Source organism: Hoeflea sp., from assembly GCF_039975035.1.
GTDB lineage: Bacteria > Pseudomonadota > Alphaproteobacteria > Rhizobiales > Rhizobiaceae > Hoeflea.
This window is the reverse complement of sequence record NZ_JBDWHW010000163.1, coordinates 17943-36214: the sequence shown is the minus strand read 5'-3', so window position 1 is coordinate 36214 and position 18272 is coordinate 17943. Positions and strand designations below refer to the sequence as shown.

16 protein-coding genes are annotated in these 18272 nt (G+C 61.9%); 13 read left to right on the top strand and 3 right to left on the bottom strand.

Features of this window, described 5'->3' with window-relative positions:
- Positions 1-171 precede the first annotated feature (171 nt).
- From sppA to ABJN75_RS14435, 5 genes are all read left to right on the top strand, one after another.
- Positions 172-1140, top strand: coding sequence for a signal peptide peptidase SppA (gene sppA, locus ABJN75_RS14455; protein WP_348440280.1), 969 nt, complete (start codon positions 172-174; stop codon positions 1138-1140).
- 12 nt (positions 1141-1152) lie between these two features.
- Positions 1153-1443 (top strand): integration host factor subunit beta, encoded by a 291-nt coding sequence (locus ABJN75_RS14450; RefSeq protein ID WP_348440279.1) that lies wholly within the window; start codon positions 1153-1155, stop codon positions 1441-1443.
- 152 nt (positions 1444-1595) lie between these two features.
- Entirely contained in the window at positions 1596-1946 is a 351-nt protein-coding gene (locus ABJN75_RS14445) for a LapA family protein (protein WP_348440278.1), read from the top strand.
- Positions 1947-2222: 276 nt separating this feature from the next.
- Entirely contained in the window at positions 2223-2639 is a 417-nt protein-coding gene (locus tag ABJN75_RS14440; protein ID WP_348440277.1) for a CopG family transcriptional regulator, read from the top strand.
- Positions 2640-2666: 27 nt separating this feature from the next.
- The gene (locus tag ABJN75_RS14435) at positions 2667-3758 is read left to right on the top strand and encodes a PHB depolymerase family esterase (protein ID WP_348440276.1); all 1092 of its coding nucleotides are present in this window, start codon (positions 2667-2669) and stop codon (positions 3756-3758) included.
- Positions 3759-3860: 102 nt separating this feature from the next.
- On the opposite strand, the gene ABJN75_RS14430 is transcribed toward ABJN75_RS14435, so the two are convergent.
- Positions 3861-4565 carry a cation transporter gene (locus ABJN75_RS14430; protein ID WP_348440275.1) on the bottom strand — a complete coding sequence of 235 codons (705 nt, stop codon included), beginning with the start codon at positions 4563-4565 and terminating at the stop codon, positions 3861-3863.
- 73 nt (positions 4566-4638) lie between these two features.
- Between ABJN75_RS14430 and ABJN75_RS14425 the strand changes: the two genes are divergently transcribed.
- The gene (locus tag ABJN75_RS14425; RefSeq protein WP_348440274.1) at positions 4639-5049 is read left to right on the top strand and encodes a helix-turn-helix domain-containing protein; all 411 of its coding nucleotides are present in this window, start codon (positions 4639-4641) and stop codon (positions 5047-5049) included.
- A gap of 171 nt (positions 5050-5220) precedes the next feature.
- Here the strand turns inward: ABJN75_RS14425 and ABJN75_RS14420 are convergent, their stop codons facing one another.
- A complete protein-coding gene (locus ABJN75_RS14420) occupies positions 5221-5676 on the bottom strand; it encodes a carbon monoxide dehydrogenase subunit G (RefSeq protein ID WP_348440273.1) in 456 nt (151 codons plus the stop codon).
- 152 nt (positions 5677-5828) lie between these two features.
- Between ABJN75_RS14420 and ABJN75_RS14415 the strand changes: the two genes are divergently transcribed.
- The 6 genes from ABJN75_RS14415 (at position 5829) to ABJN75_RS14390 (ending at position 12990) form a co-directional block, all read left to right on the top strand.
- Positions 5829-7049, top strand: coding sequence for a class I SAM-dependent methyltransferase (locus ABJN75_RS14415; protein ID WP_348440272.1), 1221 nt, complete (start codon positions 5829-5831; stop codon positions 7047-7049).
- Complete coding sequence (locus tag ABJN75_RS14410) at positions 7046-7927, top strand: RNA methyltransferase (RefSeq protein WP_348440271.1); 882 nt, start codon at positions 7046-7048, stop codon at positions 7925-7927. Before ABJN75_RS14415 ends, ABJN75_RS14410 begins: the two co-directional genes overlap by 4 nt.
- A gap of 29 nt (positions 7928-7956) precedes the next feature.
- The gene (gene lspA, locus ABJN75_RS14405; RefSeq protein ID WP_348440270.1) at positions 7957-8418 is read left to right on the top strand and encodes a signal peptidase II; all 462 of its coding nucleotides are present in this window, start codon (positions 7957-7959) and stop codon (positions 8416-8418) included.
- A gap of 196 nt (positions 8419-8614) precedes the next feature.
- Positions 8615-9619 carry an MDR family oxidoreductase gene (locus ABJN75_RS14400; RefSeq protein WP_348440269.1) on the top strand — a complete coding sequence of 335 codons (1005 nt, stop codon included), beginning with the start codon at positions 8615-8617 and terminating at the stop codon, positions 9617-9619.
- A 159-nt stretch (positions 9620-9778) separates the two neighbouring features.
- Positions 9779-12004, top strand: a complete 2226-nt coding sequence (locus ABJN75_RS14395; RefSeq protein WP_348440268.1) for an ATP-binding protein — start codon at positions 9779-9781, stop codon at positions 12002-12004.
- Between the two features lie 116 nt (positions 12005-12120).
- Entirely contained in the window at positions 12121-12990 is an 870-nt protein-coding gene (locus ABJN75_RS14390; protein ID WP_348440267.1) for a GNAT family N-acetyltransferase, read from the top strand.
- Positions 12991-13060: 70 nt separating this feature from the next.
- On the opposite strand, the gene ABJN75_RS14385 is transcribed toward ABJN75_RS14390, so the two are convergent.
- Positions 13061-15346, bottom strand: a complete 2286-nt coding sequence (locus ABJN75_RS14385) for an NADP-dependent malic enzyme (protein ID WP_348440266.1) — start codon at positions 15344-15346, stop codon at positions 13061-13063.
- Positions 15347-15504: 158 nt separating this feature from the next.
- On the opposite strand from ABJN75_RS14385, the gene mutS reads away from it, so the two are divergent.
- Positions 15505-18255: a DNA mismatch repair protein MutS gene (gene mutS, locus ABJN75_RS14380; RefSeq protein WP_348440265.1), complete on the top strand. Its 2751-nt coding sequence runs from the start codon at positions 15505-15507 to the stop codon at positions 18253-18255.
- Positions 18256-18272: the final 17 nt, after the last annotated feature.

Genomic DNA, 18272 nt, shown 5'->3' with positions numbered 1-18272 from the left:
AAATGTTGCGGATGGCTTCGCATGCCAATATGGTAATTTTGCGAAGCAGTTGATACAATTTGCCATGCATCGGCCACGATGGCAAAGCAATGCCGTAACCGTTCATTTTCATATGTTGTTGCCTTTCGTGCATCGACGACTGCCGGGTGCGGCTCAATCGGAGAAAACCTCGTGACAGATCCGGAACGTCTCACCGATCGCCGCCGCATCAGGCGCAAGCTCAGCTTCTGGCGAATCTTGACCGTGCTGATCCTGATTGGGGTGGCGACAGGTCTGGCGCTGAACTACGCGGAACCAGGCCGGCGCAGCGACCATATCGCCCGCATCGACATCAGCGGCGTCATCACCGACAATCAGCAACTCCTCGACCTGATCGAGGATGCATCGGACAATGATGCGGCCAAGGCAATCGTGGTTTCCATCTCGTCGCCCGGCGGCACAACCTACGGCGGCGAGCAGATCCACAAGGCACTGGTGGAAGCCGGCAAATCCAAGCCGGTGGTCGCCGACATTCACACCCTGGCCGCCTCCGCCGGCTACATGATCGCGGCCTCCACAGACCATATCGTCGCGGGAGAAAGCTCGATCGTCGGCTCCATCGGGGTGATTTTCCAGTATGCCCAGGCGCGGGAACTGCTCGACAAGATCGGTGTGCGGCTTGAGGAAATCAAATCCTCGCCGCTCAAAGCCGAACCGTCGCCCTTCCACGATACCAGCGAAGAAGCCAAGGCGATGATCCGTTCCATGGTGCTCGACAGCTATGACTGGTTTGTCGATCTGGTGGCGGTAAACCGCAAGATGGATCGCGCGGATGTGCTGGCGCTGGCCGACGGCTCGATTTTCACCGGGCGGCAAGGCCTGAAGAACGGCCTTGTCGATGCGCTCGGTGGCGAGGCAGAAATCCGCGCCTACCTGAAAAGCCGCGGAATCGACGACAAACTGGAGATTATCGACTGGAAAACCGCGGATTCGACATCAAGCCTGCTGTTTGGCGGCGGCGCGGCAAGCCTGCTGCAGCAATTCATGGGCATGCCGCAGACACTGACACATGAAATTGACCGGCTGTCGGGCGGCAAGTTGTTCCTTGACGGTCTTGTGTCCGTTTGGCAGGTTGGCGGGCAGTCGGAGAGTTCAGAGTAGGGGGAAACCAAAATGATCAAATCGGAACTGGTTCAAGCGGTTGCGGCGCGAAATCCGCATCTCTATCACCGGGATGTCGAAAATATCGTCAACGCCGTACTGGACGAGATCACCGATGCTCTCTCCGATGGCAACCGTGTCGAGTTGCGCGGCTTTGGGGCGTTTTCGGTCAAGAACCGTCCGCCGCGCTCGGGCCGCAACCCGCGCACCGGCGAACCGGTGTTCGTGGAAGAGAAATGGGTGCCGTTCTTCAAGACCGGCAAGGAGTTGCGTGAACGTCTCAACCCGGACGACAAGGACTGAGCTTGCGCTGACTGCAGCGCGGCCCTATCTGATGCGGATCAGTCAAGCGGCTTGAGAGGTGGCGCTGTCATCACGATTGCCGTCATGGCCGGCATTAACGATGACAAGGCCCGCCCAAGGGATTGCGGGCTTTCAAAGAACTGGATCGAGACATGATCAAACGTATCATCGCACTGGCAATTTTTGTGCCCCTGGGCATCGTTCTCATCATGTTGTCGGTGGCCAACCGCACGGCGGTGACACTGTCTCTCAATCCGTTTGATCCGGCCGATACGGTGCTGTCCGTGACGCTGCCGTTTTTCGTGTTTCTGTTTGCAGCTCTCATCATCGGCATGATCATCGGGTCGCTGGCGACCTGGGTCAAGCAGGGCAAACACCGCAAACAGGCCCGCGTCAAAGCCAATGAAGCGGTCAAATGGCACACCGAAGCCGATCGCGAAAAGGCCAAGGCCCAGGAAATCGCGGCAGCCCTGCCTGCACCGGACAAGCGCAGCGCTGCCTGAGGCCGCCCACCTTCGCCGGACATCCTTGCTTTCAATGCTTGTAATAATCGCCCCCCGTCCAGGGATGCGGCGCTCCCGCAGGTGTTGTCACTCCTGCGGTCTCCCTGTGCAGACCGCGTGTCAAGGCGCGTTTTCCGAGCAGACCCGATTCTTCCTCTGACTCGAAGTGCGCGTCGGCGCCGGGTTGATCGTGAAAGCTGACATATTAGATTTCACTTTTTTCTTGCATTTTGCTAATTGTAATCCATATACCATCCACATGGATGGAGAATAACAATGAGCAACATTCACCGGCTGCGGGACAAGGTGCCCGACAATGAAAAAATCACCATCAATCTTGGCTATGTCGATCTCGGTCGCATCGATCTTCTGGTGCAGGAAGGATTTTATTCCAACCGCAGCGATTTCATTCGAACCGCGATACGCAACCAGTTGGACAGCCAGGTGGATGTGGTCACCAAAACGATCGAACGGCACACCATGGAGCTGGGATTGCGCGATTACACACGGGCTGACCTGGAGGCGCTGCGCGATGCTGGCGAAGTGCTGCATGTCAAGGTCGTCGGGCTTGCCCGGATCTATCCCGACGTCACCCCGGAGCTCGCACTTGGAACCATAGGCTCCATCACGGTGTTGGGTGCATTGCAAGCAAGCAGTGAAGTCAAGAAAGCGCTCGCCGATCGCATCAGATAGGACGCGCGCATCACAAGGACCACAAACGTGAACATATTTGACACCGGTGCGAAGCACCCGGCCCGCGCTGACGCACGCCTTGCGCGCTTAGCTGCCGCCAATGATCTTGTCCGGCGCACCCTCGCCCGGCATGGACTGATGCCGGAGGCGGGGACCGAGCCGAGAGGCGGCCTGTCCCCGGCCATGTCTCCGCTTTCCGGCCTTGCCGGATTGCAGACCGTGACCGGCGGCGGCGCCACACCTGCCGACGTGGTTCCCGGCGGCGCGCAATTTCGCCAAGGGCTGTTCGAGTGCGAAGCCGGAAGCCGCCCTTTCCTGACCTATGTGCCTGACTCTGCCACGCAGGGGGTGTCGGGGATTGTTGTCATGCTGCACGGCTGCACCCAGACGCCCGAAGTTTTTGCCACCGGTACCGGCATGAATGCACTGGCGGAACTTCACCGTCTGGTCGTGATCTATCCGCAGCAATCCCGCGGCCACAATGCGCAGTCCTGCTGGAACTGGTTCAGTCGCGGCGATCAGCGGCGGGATCGCGGCGAGCCTGCGATCCTGGCGGGCCTCACGCGTCAGATCATGGCCGAGCACGAGGTGCCCGGAGACCGGACCTTCGTGGCTGGCCTGTCCGCGGGGGCTGCCATGGCGGTGATCATGGGTGAAACCTATCCGGATATCTTTTCCGCGGTCGGCGCCCATTCCGGCCTTGCCTTCGGTGCGGCCAATGATGTGCCCTCGGCTTTTGCTGCCATGGCCGGCCGCGGCAGCGCCGCTGTGCGCTCCACAGGCGAGGCCACAAATGTGCGAACCATCGTCTTTCACGGTTCCAGTGACAGTACCGTCCACCCGGCCAATGGCGACCAGATAGCCATCAACAGTGTCGCCCATTGCCCGGAGCCAACCATCGAGACCATTCAGCAGGGGTATACCGGTGGGCGATCGTTCGAGCGGAAGATCACCACAACCGCCGACGGCCGGGTCAAGCTGGAGCACTGGATTGTGGATGGTCTCGGCCACGCCTGGTCGGGCGGACAGCCGGGAGGCAGCTACACCGATTCCCGCGGCCCGGATGCGAGCTATGAAATGATCCGCTTCTTTCTCGACGCTGCTGATCAGGACATCTGAAATGACACCCATGACACCGGCTTTCGATCATGCCGCCAATTGCAATCAGCCGATCAAGTGCTATCGATCAGTGTCCTGTCAAAGCGCGGCACCCGGTTCAGCTCAGCGCGCATGGTCATGCCCGTGGCTCTCCAGAGCGCCGAGATCTTCGCCGGAGCGGTATTCCTGCCAGGCCTGGACAAGAATGAGCTGGGCCGAGCGCAGGAACAGGCCGGCCATGAGCAAAGCGACGACGAGGTCGGGCCATGCCGATGCGGTGAGCCAGACCGCAGCACTTGCGACCATCACCGCGACGTTGCCGATCGCGTCATTGCGCGAACAGAGCCAGACGGAGCGCACATTTGCATCGCCATCCTTGTAGCGCATCAGCAGAAACACGCTGGCCAGGTTTGCCGCGAGCGCGAGCAGGCCGATCGAGCCCATGATCCCGGCGCTGGGCACACCCAGTATTAACACCTGATAAGCGGTCGAGCCGAACACCCAGAGCCCCATGGCCAGCAGACTGAAGCCCTTCAGCAAGGCTGCGGTGGAGCGGACCCTGATGCTCATGCCGATCACCGCGAGGCTCAATCCGTAGGTCAGCGCGTCGCCGAGAAAATCCAGCGCATCGGCCTGCAAGGCCTGAGAGCCTGCCAGTTGGCCTGCCGACATTTCGACGAAGAACATGGCTGCGTTGATGACAATCACGGTCCACAAGACGCGCTTGTAGGACGTGTCCATGCCGTCGAAGCGCGGGTTGCCGGAACAGCCGCAGGCTTGGGTTTCTCGGCCACAGGAAGGGGCGCTCAGGGTGGGGGTATCTGCCATTTCATGGTCCTTGCCTTGTTGGAGGCACGACATATAATCCCTCTAGCAGCTATAGGTTCAAGAGGTAATTTTGATGTTTTCCATCGGCGAGCTTTCCAAACGCACCGGCGTAAAAATCCCGACCATTCGCTACTACGAGCAGATGGGATTGATCGATGCTCCGGAACGCTCTGACGGCAATCAGCGGCGATATTCAACAGACGGGCTGAAACGGCTGTCGTTTATCCGCCATTCCCGCGCATTGGGGTTTTCCATCGAGGACATCAAAGGCTTGCTGGAACTCAGTCAGCACCCGGAGAAGCCGTGCCATGACGCCCACAATCTGGCCGCTCGCCGTCTTGACGATGTCCGGGCAAGGATTGCCAAGCTGCGGCGACTGGAACGCGAGCTGCAACGAATTTCCGATTGTGACGCCAACACCGTCGCCCATTGTGCGGTGATCGAGACACTGGCCGATCACAGCTTGTGCGAGACCGAGCATTGAGCGGGATTATGGGCAACCGGGTGTGACCGTTCAACCGGCATTGTTTCCTGCGCCCGCCGACCACCGGACCTTCCAATGCATGTCGCGCAAAAGTGTGCAGCGATTTTGCTACGACATGCAAAAACAAAGAGCTGACGCGCGTCACCTCAATCCGTTTGAACGCGACGCGCGTTAGCTCCCCGCGGCCCTGGCGCTGACCACCTCGTTGAACCTGGTGAAGAACTGGCCGGCGAGCTTTTTCGAGGTGGAATCGATCAGGCGGGAGCCGAGCTGGGCGATCTTGCCGCCGACCTGCGCGTTTACAACATAGTTCAGCACGGTTTCCGCGCCGTCCTCGACAAGCTTCACATCGGCGCCGCCCTTGGCGAAGCCGGCGATGCCGCCCTTGCCTTCGCCCGCGATGGTGTAGCTTTCGGGCGCGTTGATGTTTTCCAGCGTCACCTCGCCCGAAAACTTGGCCGACACCGGTCCGATCTTGACCTTGACGGTGGCCGACATCTCGGTATCGGAGCTCTTTTCGAGAGATTCACAGCCCGGAATACATTCGCGCAGAACTTCAGGATCGTTCAGCGCTTCCCAGACCAGCTGGCGCGGTGCAGCGATACGTTCTTCGCCGTTCATTTCCATTGGACAAGTCCCTCCCTGATTGCTGCCCTATCTATGCAAAGCGAAAACGGCTTTGCCAAGTGCATATCGGGTTGCTATGTCCAAACTCTCATGAAATCGCGGGTCATGACACCTTGGAGGGTCTGGCCACGCTCACAAACCGGACATTTACCTTGGCCGACAAGCGCACCCAAAAGCCACGACGCGGAGGTCCCGCCAAACCCAGGGACGCCAGGCCGGGCGACGGCAAGCCAGCGGGTGGACCGCGCGGCAAACCGGGTCGTGACGCAAATCCGGCCGAGAAACCGTCACGTGCCAAAAAACCGCAGATCGCAGGCGCTCCCCCAAGAGCCGTGACAGCCAAGCCGGTTTATAACGCGCCTGTGTTTGACAAACGCGGCACGGACAAGCATGGACCAGCCCAACCGCAAGCGCCGATCAGGCCGCTGATCAAGCGCAGCGGAGCGTTGCCACGGCAGACCGCGCCGGTGATTTTGGAAACCGGCAACGAGGACGACTACCAGCTCATCGACATGGGCCTGAACGCGGCCGGCGAGGGCGAGAAGCTCGAGCAATATGGAAGCCTGCGCATTGTCCGACCCGAGGCGCAGGCGCTGTGGAGCCGCGGGTTGCCCGATTCCGAATGGAACAAGGCGGACGCGGTGTTTACCGGCGACACCGACGAGGACGGCATCGGACGCTGGGCCTTTCCAGGCGTCCCGCTGGGCGAAACCTGGCCGATGAAACTGCTCGGAGTCGATTTTCACGGACGGCTGACCTCGTTCCGCCATGTCGGGGTATTTCCCGAGCAGATCGCCCACTGGCGCTGGATGGCAGATCAGATCACCGAGGCCAAGCGACCGCTGAAAGTGCTCAACCTGTTTGGCTATACCGGCGTCGCCTCGCTGGTGGCGGCCCATGCCGGGGCGGAGGTCACCCATGTCGACGCCTCGAAAAAGGCCATCGGCTGGGCCCGGGAAAACCAGGCCCTGGCGCGGCTCAATGACAAGCCGATCCGCTGGATCTGCGAGGATGCGATGAAATTCATTGCGCGCGAGGAACGCCGCGGCAACCACTACGACATCATTCTCACCGATCCGCCAAAATTCGGGCGTGGTCCGAATGGCGAAGTCTGGCAGCTGTTCGAGCATCTGCCGCTGATGCTCGATATCTGCCGGGAACTCCTGAGCCCGAAGCCGGTGGGGCTGGTGCTGACGGCGTACTCGATCCGGGCCTCGTTCTACGCCATCCACGAGTTAATGCGCGAGACCATGCGCGGCGCCGGCGGACGGGTGGAATCGGGCGAACTGATCATCCGCGAGAGCGGCAAGCCCGATCCGGACGAATGCCGCGCGCTGTCAACCTCCCTGTTTGCCCGGTGGCTGCCCCAATGAGTGATCACGCAACCCATAACGACAAGGTTCGTGTTGGCCAGGTCAAGGAAATCACCAGCCTGTCCAATCCGGTGATCAAGGACATTCGCGCGCTGTCGATGAAAAAGCACCGCGACGAGACCGGTACTTTCCTTGCCGAGGGACTGAAGCTGGTGATCGACGCGATCGAGCTGGGCTGGTCCATCCGCACGCTGATCTACGCCAAGGGCCAGCGCGGCAAGGACCAGGTTGAAAAGATCGCGGCGCTGACGATTGCGCGCGGCGGGCTTGTGCTGGAAGTCAGCGACAAGGTGCTGACCGCGATCACGCGGCGCGACAATCCGCAGGCGGTCATCGCCGTGTTCGAGCAGAAACTGGCGGCACTTGAGGCCGTCAGGATGGCACCGGACGACACCTGGGTGGCGCTCGACCGGGTGCGCGATCCGGGCAATCTGGGCACCATCATCCGCACCGCGGATGCGGCCGGCGCAGCGGGCGTGATGCTGATTGGCGACACCGTCGACCCATTTTCGACCGAGACCGTGCGCGCCACCATGGGCTCGATCTTCGCCGTGCCACTGGTCCGGGTCAGCGAGGCCGAATTTCTGGCCTGGTCGAAAAAAGCCGAGCCGCTTGTGGTCGGCAGCCATCTCAAGGGCAGCGTCGATTACCGCTCCATCGGCTACAAGGGCCGGCCGGTGATTCTGCTGATGGGCAACGAGCAGCAAGGCCTGCCCGACACGCTGGCCAAAGCCTGCGGCAAACTGGCCCGCATCCCGCAGACGGGCCGGGCGGATTCGCTCAATCTGGCGATCGCCACCGGGGTGATGCTGTTTGAGGCGCGCCGCCACCTGCTTGATCTCGCAGAGCCCGCCGCGACCGGAAAGACCCCATCGTGACAAAATCGCTGCCAAGACGGATCGTTCCGATGCTGACGTTGGTCGCGGGCACTGTAGCGCTCGATCAGATGATCAAATGGCTGGTCGAAACACGGTTGCCGTTTCAGGAATTCTTGCCGGTGGCGCCGATGCTGGCACTCTACCGCACCTGGAACGAGGGCATTGCGTTTTCGCTGCTGCGCGACATGCCTGATCGCTGGCTGCTGGTGCTGACCGGTCTGGTGATCGTCTTCGTTTCCCATCTCTGGTGGCGCAACCCGCCAGGACGGGCGATCGCGCATCTGGGCTATGCCCTGATCATCGGCGGCGCCGCTGGCAATCTGGTCGACCGGGCTATTTATGGCCATGTGGTCGACTACATCCTGTTTCACACCGAAACCTGGTCCTTCGCCGTGTTCAATCTCGCGGACAGCTTCATTACCATTGGTGCAGGGCTGATTGTGCTGGATGAAGCGATCATGGCGATCAGAGAGCGCAAAAGCCGCGACTAGTGGTGCGATCCTGACAGATGGTTCCCATCTGTCAGGACAAATCGCCCCACCAGATCAATAGCTTGTGGGCTGACTTTTCGAAACCGATAGGTATCATCTGTTTCGGTCAGACCACTAGGAACCTGCCCAACTTCGCCTGCCTTGATCTTGATATCCGGGCGGGCCAGTCTGAACCAACAAACCACGAGGAGTTTTCATGCAAGACCGTTTCAAGGGCATATTGCTCACCCGCGACGAGAACAAGGTGATGTCAGTCAATGTGACAGAACTTGGCCTTGATGACCTGATGGAAGGCGACGTGGTCGTCGAGGTCGAATGGACCACCGTCAACTACAAGGATGGTCTGGCCATCACCGGCAAGGGCCCGGTGGTGCGACGCTGGCCGATGGTGCCTGGCATCGACTGCGCCGGCACCGTGGTGAGTTCGCACAATGATCGCTTCAAGCCCGGCGACAAGGTAATTCTCAACGGCTTTGGCGTCGGCGAAGTTCATACCGGCGCCTATGCGGCCTACGCGCGGCTGAAAGGCGACTGGCTGATTCCGATGCCCGAGGGCATGGATGGCCGTTCGGCGATGGCGATCGGCACCGCGGGCTACACCGCCATGCTGTCGGTGATGGCGCTCGAACGCCACGGCATCACGCCCGATCGCGGTCCGGTGGTGGTCACTGGCGCCAATGGTGGCGTCGGCACGGTGGCGATCGCGGTGCTTGGCAAGCTCGGTTACGAGGTCATTGCATCAACCGGTCGCCCTGAAGAGGCCGATTTCCTCAAGAGCCTCGGCGCTTCGGAAATCATCCATCGCGATGAATTGTCGGGCCCGGCCAAGCCGCTCGCCAAGGAACGCTGGGCCGGTGGCGTCGACGCGGTCGGCAGTCACACGCTGGCCAATGTGTTGTCGATGACCTCCTATGGCGGCGCGGTCACGGCCTGCGGCCTGGCGCAGGGCATGGATCTGCCGGCATCGGTTGCGCCGTTCATCCTGCGTGGCGTTTCGCTGCTCGGCATCGATTCGGTGATGGCTCCGCTGGCGCTGCGACAGGAAGCCTGGTCGCGCCTGGTCAAGGACCTGGACGTTTCCAAGCTCACTGCGCTGTCGACCGAAATCGGCTTCGACGGCATTGTCGATGCAGCCCACTCCATCATCGACGGCAAGGTTCGCGGTCGGGTGGTGATCAATATGAAACAGGCAAATGCGTAATCTCTAAAATTTGAGGCTTTTGCTGAAATCTTTGCTTACCGGGCCCGTGGTATTCACGGGTCCATGAGCACAGAACCGCGACGACTCCAAGACGCACTTCACCGGGCCCTGACCCAGCCGGTAGCGACACAGTCACACGCGCCGGAGGTGATCCCGGCGGTGCGATACCCGGTCCCGGGCGCTGCGGCGAGCCAGCGCGGGGCGGATACCGATACGCCGGGAAGTGCCTCGGGGGCCCTGTTTGCGGTATCGGCCGCGATGGCGGCAACGGCGCTTTCGGTGGCGTTCAATGCTCCGGCCTTGCTGCTAGCCTCGGTCGCGGGGCTGGCGGTGTATGCCGCCACGCCTTTGCTGCAACGCTCGGTCAAACACACCGTATCGGGACATCCGGCGCGCGCCATGGCCGAAAAGGCGGCACTTGCGGAACGTGACATCGACCGCAATTGGGAACTGGGCGAGTTTTCAGGCCAGTTGATCACGGTCTTTGACGTGCTTGGCGACATGATCACCGCCTGCAATCTGGATGGCCGCATCGTCTACGCCAACGAAACGTTCCGGAGCGTGACGGGTTGCGACAATCCGACCGGGCTGACGCTCTCCATGGCGGGCATCGAACCGGTTGAGACCGGGGAAACCGGCGCCCGCGAACTGGTGCTGGGCGAAGGCGCGGACCAGACGATCTGGACATGGCATGAAACAGCCTCACGCGATCCGTCTTCCGGAGATCTGTTTGTCAATTGCATCGCCCGCAATGTCACCGCTACGCGCAGGGCCGAGGCTGAACTGGTCGAGGCGCGGGAAAAGGCGGAAGCCGCCAACCACGCCAAATCGCGTTTTCTGGCCACCGTCAGCCACGAAATCCGCACGCCGCTCAACGGCATTCTGGGCATGACCCATCTTCTCTCGCAAACCGAGACGACTCCGGAGCAGGCAAGCTACCTCAAGACCGCGCGCGAATCCGGCCAGTCGCTGCTCTCCCTGATCGAGGACCTGCTCGACGTCACATCCATTGAGGCCGGCAGGCTGCATCTGCGCCATGAGCAGGGTGATCTCGAAGAGCTGGTGAACGGGGTTTGCGAACTGATGGCTTCACGCGCCCACGAAAAGGGCATCGACATCGCTGTCCATATCGCGCCCGAGGCGCCCCGGCGGATCACATCCGACATCGGCCGGCTCAGGCAGGTGCTGTTCAACCTTGTCGGCAACGCCATCAAATTCACCGAGACCGGCGGCGTGCTGATCGAAGTCGGGCGTGAAGACACCGAACTGAGCTTTATTGTCTCCGACACGGGGCCGGGCCTGAAAGACGCAGACAAGGACCGGATCTTCAACGAGTTCGAACGCGCAGACAATGGCCCGACCCGCAAGCATGGCGGCGCCGGACTGGGACTGGCGATCTCCGCACGGATCGTGGCGGCGCTGGGCGGTCGCATCGGCGTCACCTCGACGCCCGGACAGGGCAGCACATTCCAGTTCACCGCACCGGTGAGGGAGCTTGCCGAACCTGAAGCCAGCAAGCCGGTGCATGGGCCGCTCGCCGACCGCACGGTGCTGGTGATCGCTCCCAAAGGTCCGGTTTCAACAGCGTTGAAATGGACTGTCCGCGATCTGGGCGGCATTGCCGAAACCGCTGATGATGCTGAAACCATGATGTCGGCGCTGACACAGCTGTTCCGCTCCGGTGCAACGCTCAGCGACATCATTGTCGACCGGAGGCTGGCCGACCGCGCAGAGGCGCTGTTGTCGGCCGCGCCGCCCGAATTTGCCACCAACGTCGCCCGCACCCTGGTGATCGCGCCCGAAGACAGCCGCGATCTCGACAGCCACACCGGACATGGGGCGGATGCATGGCTGGTGCGGCCGGTGCGGCGGGAATCGCTGATCAATGTCCTGACCCGCCGCGATGACCGGGATGACCGGGAAAGATTGAGCGCAAAGCAGCGCCCTGCGGTGCTTGAACGTGGCTCCGGCAACCCGACGCTGGATATTCTTCTGGCGGAAGACGATCCGGTCAACGCACTGGTGGTGCGCACCATGCTGGCGCGCCAGGGGCACCGCGTAACGGTGGTCGGAAACGGTCGCGACCTTGTGTGTGAAGCCATGGAGCGCCCCGGCGGCGTGCCGAACTACGATCTTGTCATCACCGACTTGTCGATGCCGAAGCTCGATGGGCGCAGCGCAATCGTTCATATCCGCGCCGAAGAGGAGGCTGGCCAGCTCTCGCGGCTGCCCGTCATCGTGCTGTCGGCCGATGGGCAGGCTTCGACCCGCGACGATCTGCTGGCGGCAGGTGCCGACGGCCACGCTGAAAAACCGGTCGATCCGGACTGGTTGCTCCAGCTTGCAACCGTCACCGCGCACAAAAGATCGGTCGCTGCAGGCTGATCACAGGCGCGAAATTGCAGAATGATCTCGAAATGACCACATACGGGATGGCAAATGTCACTCGGATGTCGCAGAATCATGGTTGAAACCCGCCATCACCTAGCGGGAGAATACCCATGGAAACGCAAGTGCAACGGTCTTTGTCAAAGCCCTTCCTCGCACCGATTGCGAAATTTCAACCGGCGGCCCAGGTCCTGGGACGCATCGGAGCGCTGGAAGTGCGGCTTGCAGCCACACTGAGCGAAGTCGAAGCAGCGCAAGCGTTGCGCTACCGCGTGTTTGTCGAGGAGATGGGGGCGCGGCTGCCGGCGGACGCCATGAAGCAGAAACGCGACTATGACACCATCGACCGCTACTGCGATCACCTGATCGTGCTTGATACGGCGATTGCCGGTGAGCCCGAGGATCAGATTGTCGGCACCTACCGGTTGCTCCGGCAGGAAGTGGCGGCGCGCCATGACGGGTTCTATTCACAGAGCGAATTCGATGTCATGGATCTGGTCGGGCGCAATCCGGATAAACGCTTCCTGGAGCTTGGACGTTCCTGTGTGCTGCGCGAGTACCGCACCCGCCGCACGCTTGAAGCGCTGTGGCAAGGCAACTGGGCCTATGCGCTGGGCCATGGCGTCGACGTGATGTTCGGATGCGCCTCGTTTCCCGGCGACAAGCCCTATGCCCACGCGCTGGCGCTGTCATTCCTCAACCAGACAGCGGCGGGAAATGCTGACTGGAGCGTGCGGGCCATTGCCGGCCGCGGCCTGTCGATGGACATGATGCCGGTCGAAGCGATCAATCCGCGCGCCGCCATCGCCGCGATGCCACCGCTGGTCAAGGGCTACCTGAGAGTTGGAGCACTGGTTTCGGGCGAGGCCGTGGTCGATGTTGCTTTCCGCACCACCGATATTCTGGTGATGCTGCCGATCCGGCAGATCAACGGCCGTTATATCAATCACTACGGCGCCGACGCATCGCGGTTCGCGGCCTGAGCAAGGCCGCATGACCGGGATCAGAAAACCTGAGGTCCGGTCACTTGCTTGAACCAGATCTTTCCGCTCTTCAACTCGCCGCGTTGTAGGCGGCGATGGCGGCCATGTTGACGATGTCGGAGTCCTTGGCGCCCATCGAGACGATCTGCACCGACTTGTTGAGCCCTACCAGCAGCGGCCCGATGACGGTGGAGCCACCAAGTTCCTGCAGCATCTTGGTGGAGATCGAGGCCGAGTGGAATGCCGGCATGACCAGCACATTGGCCGTGCCCGACAGCCTGCAGAACGGATACTGCGCGAGCACTTTGGGGTTGAGCGCCACATCGGCGGCCATCTCGCCGTCATACTCGAAATCAACCCGGCGCTTGTCGAGAATCTTGACCGCGTCACGGACTCGTTCCGAGCGTTCTCCGGTCGGGTGACCGAAGGTGGAATAGGCCAGCATCGCCACACGCGGCTCATAACCAAGCCTCCGCGCCATACCGGCAGCTTCCTCGGCGATGTCGGCCAGCTCTTCCGAATTCGGCATATCGATCACTGCGGTATCGGCGACAAACACGGTGCGCCCCCGGCACAGCGCCAAAGACACCCCGATGGTCCGGTGTCCCGGCTTGACGTCGATGCAGCGGCGGACATCCTCCAGAGCGGTCGAATAGTTTCGCGTGGTGCCGGTGACCATGGCGTCGGCATCACCCAGCGCCACCATGCAGGCGCCAAAATGGTTGCGGTCGGTGTTGATCAACCGCTGACAGTCGCGGTGCAGATAGCCTTTGCGCTGCAGCCGGGCATAAAGGTAATCGGTGTAGGCCTCGACCCGGCGCGACACCCGGGCATTGACCAGCTCTATGCCGGGACGGTCGAGATCGATACCCGCAAGCTTTGCGGTCTCGCGCATCTGCTCCTCGCGGCCCAGAAGGCAGGCTGTGCCAAGCCGCTGGTTTACATAGGAAACCGCGGCGCGCATGACCTGTTCTTCCTCGCCCTCGGCAAAGACGACGCGGCGCGGATGACGACGTACCCGCTCATAAAGCCGTTGCAGGGTGGAGGCGATCGGATCGCGCCGGGCCGAAAGTTCCTGCGCATAGGCATCCATGTTGAGGATCGGCTTCTGGGCCACGCCTGACTCCATCGCCGCCTTGGCGACTGCGACCGGAACGGCCGAGATCAGCCGCGGATCGAACGGCACCGGAATGATGTATTGCGGACCGAAGCGCGGCCGCACCCCCTGATAGGCAGCAGCCACATCGTCCGGCACGTCCTCGCGGGCGAGCTCGGCCAGCGCATTGGCGGCAGCGATCTTCATGTCGTCATTGATCGTTGACGCCCGCACATCGAGCGCGCCGCGGAAGATATAGGGAAAGCCCAGGACATTGTTGACCTGGTTGGGATAATCGGAACGGCCGGTGGCCATGATGGCGTCATTGCGGATTGCAGCCACTTCTTCAGGCGTGATCTCCGGGTCAGGATTTGCCATGGCAAAGATGATCGGATTTTTCGCCATCGAACGGATCATGTCTTCGGTCAGAGACCCCTTGACCGAAAGGCCGAGCACCACATCGGCGCCGTCCATGGCGTCTGCCAGCGAGCGCGCCTTGGTCTCCGCGGCATGGGCCGATTTCCACTGGTTCATGCCTTCGGTGCGGCCCTGGTAGATGACGCCTTTGGTGTCGCACATGATGATGTTGTCGGGCGTAAAGCCCATGGCCTTGATCAGCTCGACGCAGGCCACTGCCGCAGCACCCGCACCATTGCAGACCAGCCTGGTTGTCTTGAGATCGCGATCAGTCAGGTGCAGCGCGTTGATCAGACCGGCAACGGCAATGATGGCGGTGCCGTGCTGGTCGTCATGGAACACCGGGATGTCCATGACCTCGCGCAACCGTTGCTCGATGATGAAGCAATCGGGCGCCTTGATGTCCTCGAGATTGATGCCGCCGAAGCTGGCGCCGAGAAAGCGCACACAATTGACGAACTCGTCTACATTCTCGGTGTCGACTTCCAGATCGATGGAATCGACATCGGCAAAGCGCTTGAACAGCACCGCCTTGCCCTCCATCACCGGTTTGGAGGCGAGCGCGCCGAGATTGCCCATGCCGAGAATAGCGGTGCCGTTGGAAATCACTGCCACCAGGTTGCCCTTGGCGGTATAATCGAAAGCGCGGGACGGATCCTCGGCAATGGCCTTGACCGGAACCGCGACGCCGGGCGAATAGGCCAGCGACAGGTCGCGCTGCGTCGCCATCGGCTTGGTCGGATTGATTTCGAGTTTGCCCGGCCGGCCGCGGGCGTGAAAATCCAGCGCCTCCTGGTCCGTCACAGCTGAAATCGAGCGATCTGACTTGTCCGTCCCTGGCATAGTATCCATCCCGTTGTGGGCGACCTTGTGTATGGCGCCTCGTCCCTGTTGTCTTTGTCCTCTTCCCACCGTTAGGGTGGTTGGATCAGGCTGTAAAGCCGACGATCCGCTGAAACTTACATCGCAAACCGCTGAAAACCCAAGGCAGATACCCGCTCTTGAACGCAGAAAACCCGCTCACTCCCGCCATATTGACAACCGCCCAGCTCGCCACCGCGGAAAGCCGCGCCACCGCGACGCCGATGATGGAGCAGTTCATCGAGATCAAGGCGGCCAATCCGGATTCGCTGCTGTTCTACCGGATGGGCGATTTCTACGAATTGTTCTTCGAGGACGCGGTGGACGCCTCGCGGGCGCTCGGCATCACGCTGACCAAGCGCGGCCAGCATCTGGGGCAGGACATTCCGATGTGCGGCGTGCCGGTGCATGCCGCCGACGACTATCTTCAGAAACTGATTTCGCTGGGGTTCCGGGTCGCCGTGTGCGAGCAGACCGAGGATCCGGCGGAGGCCAAGAAACGCGGCGCGAAATCGGTTGTCCGGCGCGACGTGACGCGGCTGGTGACGCCGGGAACGCTGACCGAGGAGAGGTTGCTCGATCCGTCGCAGTCAAACTTCCTGATGGCCCTGGCGCGGATCAAGGGTTCAGGCGACGCGCAGTTCGGGCTGGCCTGGATCGATATTTCAACCGGCGCGTTCCATGTTGCTGAAAGCCGCCCAGCGAGGCTTCTCGCCGATATCGCCCGGGTCGAGCCGAGCGAACTGATTCTGGCGGAGAACGTGTTCCACGATCCTGAAATCCGGCCGCTGATCGACCAAATCGGACGGGTGGCGGCACCGCAGCCGGCGGTTCTGTTTGACAGCGCCACCGCCGAGGGACGGATCTCGCGGTTTTTCGAGGTCGGATCGCTCGACGGTTTCGGAAGTTTTTCACGCGCTGAACTGGCGGCTGCCGCGGCCGTCATCGCCTATGTCGAGAAAACCCAGATTTCCGAGCGCCCGCCGCTGGGGCGTCCCGAGCGCGAAAGCGACGGCGCGCGGATGTTCATCGACCCGGCGACACGGGCCAATCTCGAGCTGGTCCGCACGCTTTCGGGCGAGCGGCAGGGCAGCCTGATCAAGGCAATCGACCGGACTGTGACCGGCGGCGGCGGGCGCAAGCTTGCCGAATGGCTGATGGCGCCGCTGACCGATCCCGACGCCATCAATGCCCGGCTTGACGGTGTCTCCTGGCTGATCGCCGAGCAGTCGCTGACCGACACGCTCAGGCGAGCGCTCAAGGGCGTTGCCGACATGCCGCGCGCCTTGTCGCGGCTGGCGCTCAATCGCGGCGGTCCGCGTGATCTCGGCGCAATCCTGACCGGCGTCAGGGCCGCTGGCGACATCGCCAGGGTGTTTGAAGCCGGCGACGCGCCTGATCATCTCGCCAAGGCCGTGACCGCACTCAAGGCGCTTCCCGACGAGATCAGCGACCGGCTGTCAGCAACGCTTGATGATGAACTGCCCTTGATGAAGCGCGACGGCGGATTTGTCCGCACCGGGTATTCGGCGGAACTTGATGAACTTCGGGCCTTGCGCGACCAGTCGCGGCGGGTGATCGCAGGACTTCAGCTCTCCTATGCCGAGGAGACCGGGGTCCGCGCGCTTAAGATCAAGCACAACAACATGCTTGGCTATTTCATCGAGGTCACCGCCCAGAATGCCGGGCCGCTGACGACAGGCGACGAGGCAAAATCCCGCTTCATCCATCGCCAGACCATGGCTAACGCCATGCGCTTCACCACCACGGAACTTTCCGACCTCGAGACCCGCATCGCCAATGCAGCGGGCGAAGCGCTAACCATCGAGCTTGCCGCCTTTGACGAGTTGGTGAAGCTCGCAGTAGTCCACGCCGATGCGATCAAGGCGGCAGCGGATGCGCTGTCGGTGATCGATGTGACGGCGGCGCTGGCGGAATTGGCAAGCGAACAGGGCTATGCGAGGCCGAGGGTTGACGACAGCCTCGCCTTCGAGATCATCGCAGGGCGGCACCCGGTTGTCGAACAGGCGCTCCGGCGCCAGGCCGCGCAACCGTTTGTCGCCAATGATTGCGATCTTTCACCCCCCGACGAAACCGGCGAAGGCGGGTCGATCTGGCTGCTGACCGGGCCCAACATGGGTGGTAAATCAACTTTTCTCAGACAGAACGCGCTGATTGCGATCCTGGCGCAAATCGGATCCTTCGTGCCTGCGGGCGCGGCTCATATCGGAGCGGTCGACCGGCTGTTTTCGCGGGTTGGCGCCTCGGACGATCTGGCGCGCGGACGCTCGACCTTCATGGTCGAGATGGTGGAGACGGCGGCGATCCTCAACCAGGCCGGCCCGCGCTCACTGGTCATTCTCGACGAGATCGGGCGCGGCACCGCCACCTTTGACGGGCTGTCGATCGCCTGGGCGGCGGTCGAGCACCTGCACGCGCAAAATCGCTGCCGGGGCTTGTTCGCCACGCATTTCCACGAACTGACCGCGCTGTCGGAAAAATTGCCGCGGCTTTCCAACGCCACCATGAAGGTCAAGGAATGGCAGGGCGAAGTCGTCTTCCTGCACGAGGTCGGACCCGGTGCCGCAGACCGCTCTTACGGCATCCAGGTGGCGCGGCTGGCCGGGCTTCCCGATGCGGTGGTGGCGCGGGCCCGCGAAGTGCTGCAGCTTCTGGAAACCAGCGAACGGGAGAACCCGGCCGCAAGACTTGTCGATGATCTGCCGCTGTTTGCAATGCCGGTAAAAAGGGAGCCGGCCAGGACTGCGAAGGGACCATCGCAATCGGATGCCTATCTGGAGGCGCTCAATCCCGATGACATGACGCCGCGCGATGCGCTGGAAGCGCTGTACGAGCTCAAGCGGCGGCTGACTGACACCGGCCGGCGCTGACACCAGGGAGTTCTCGA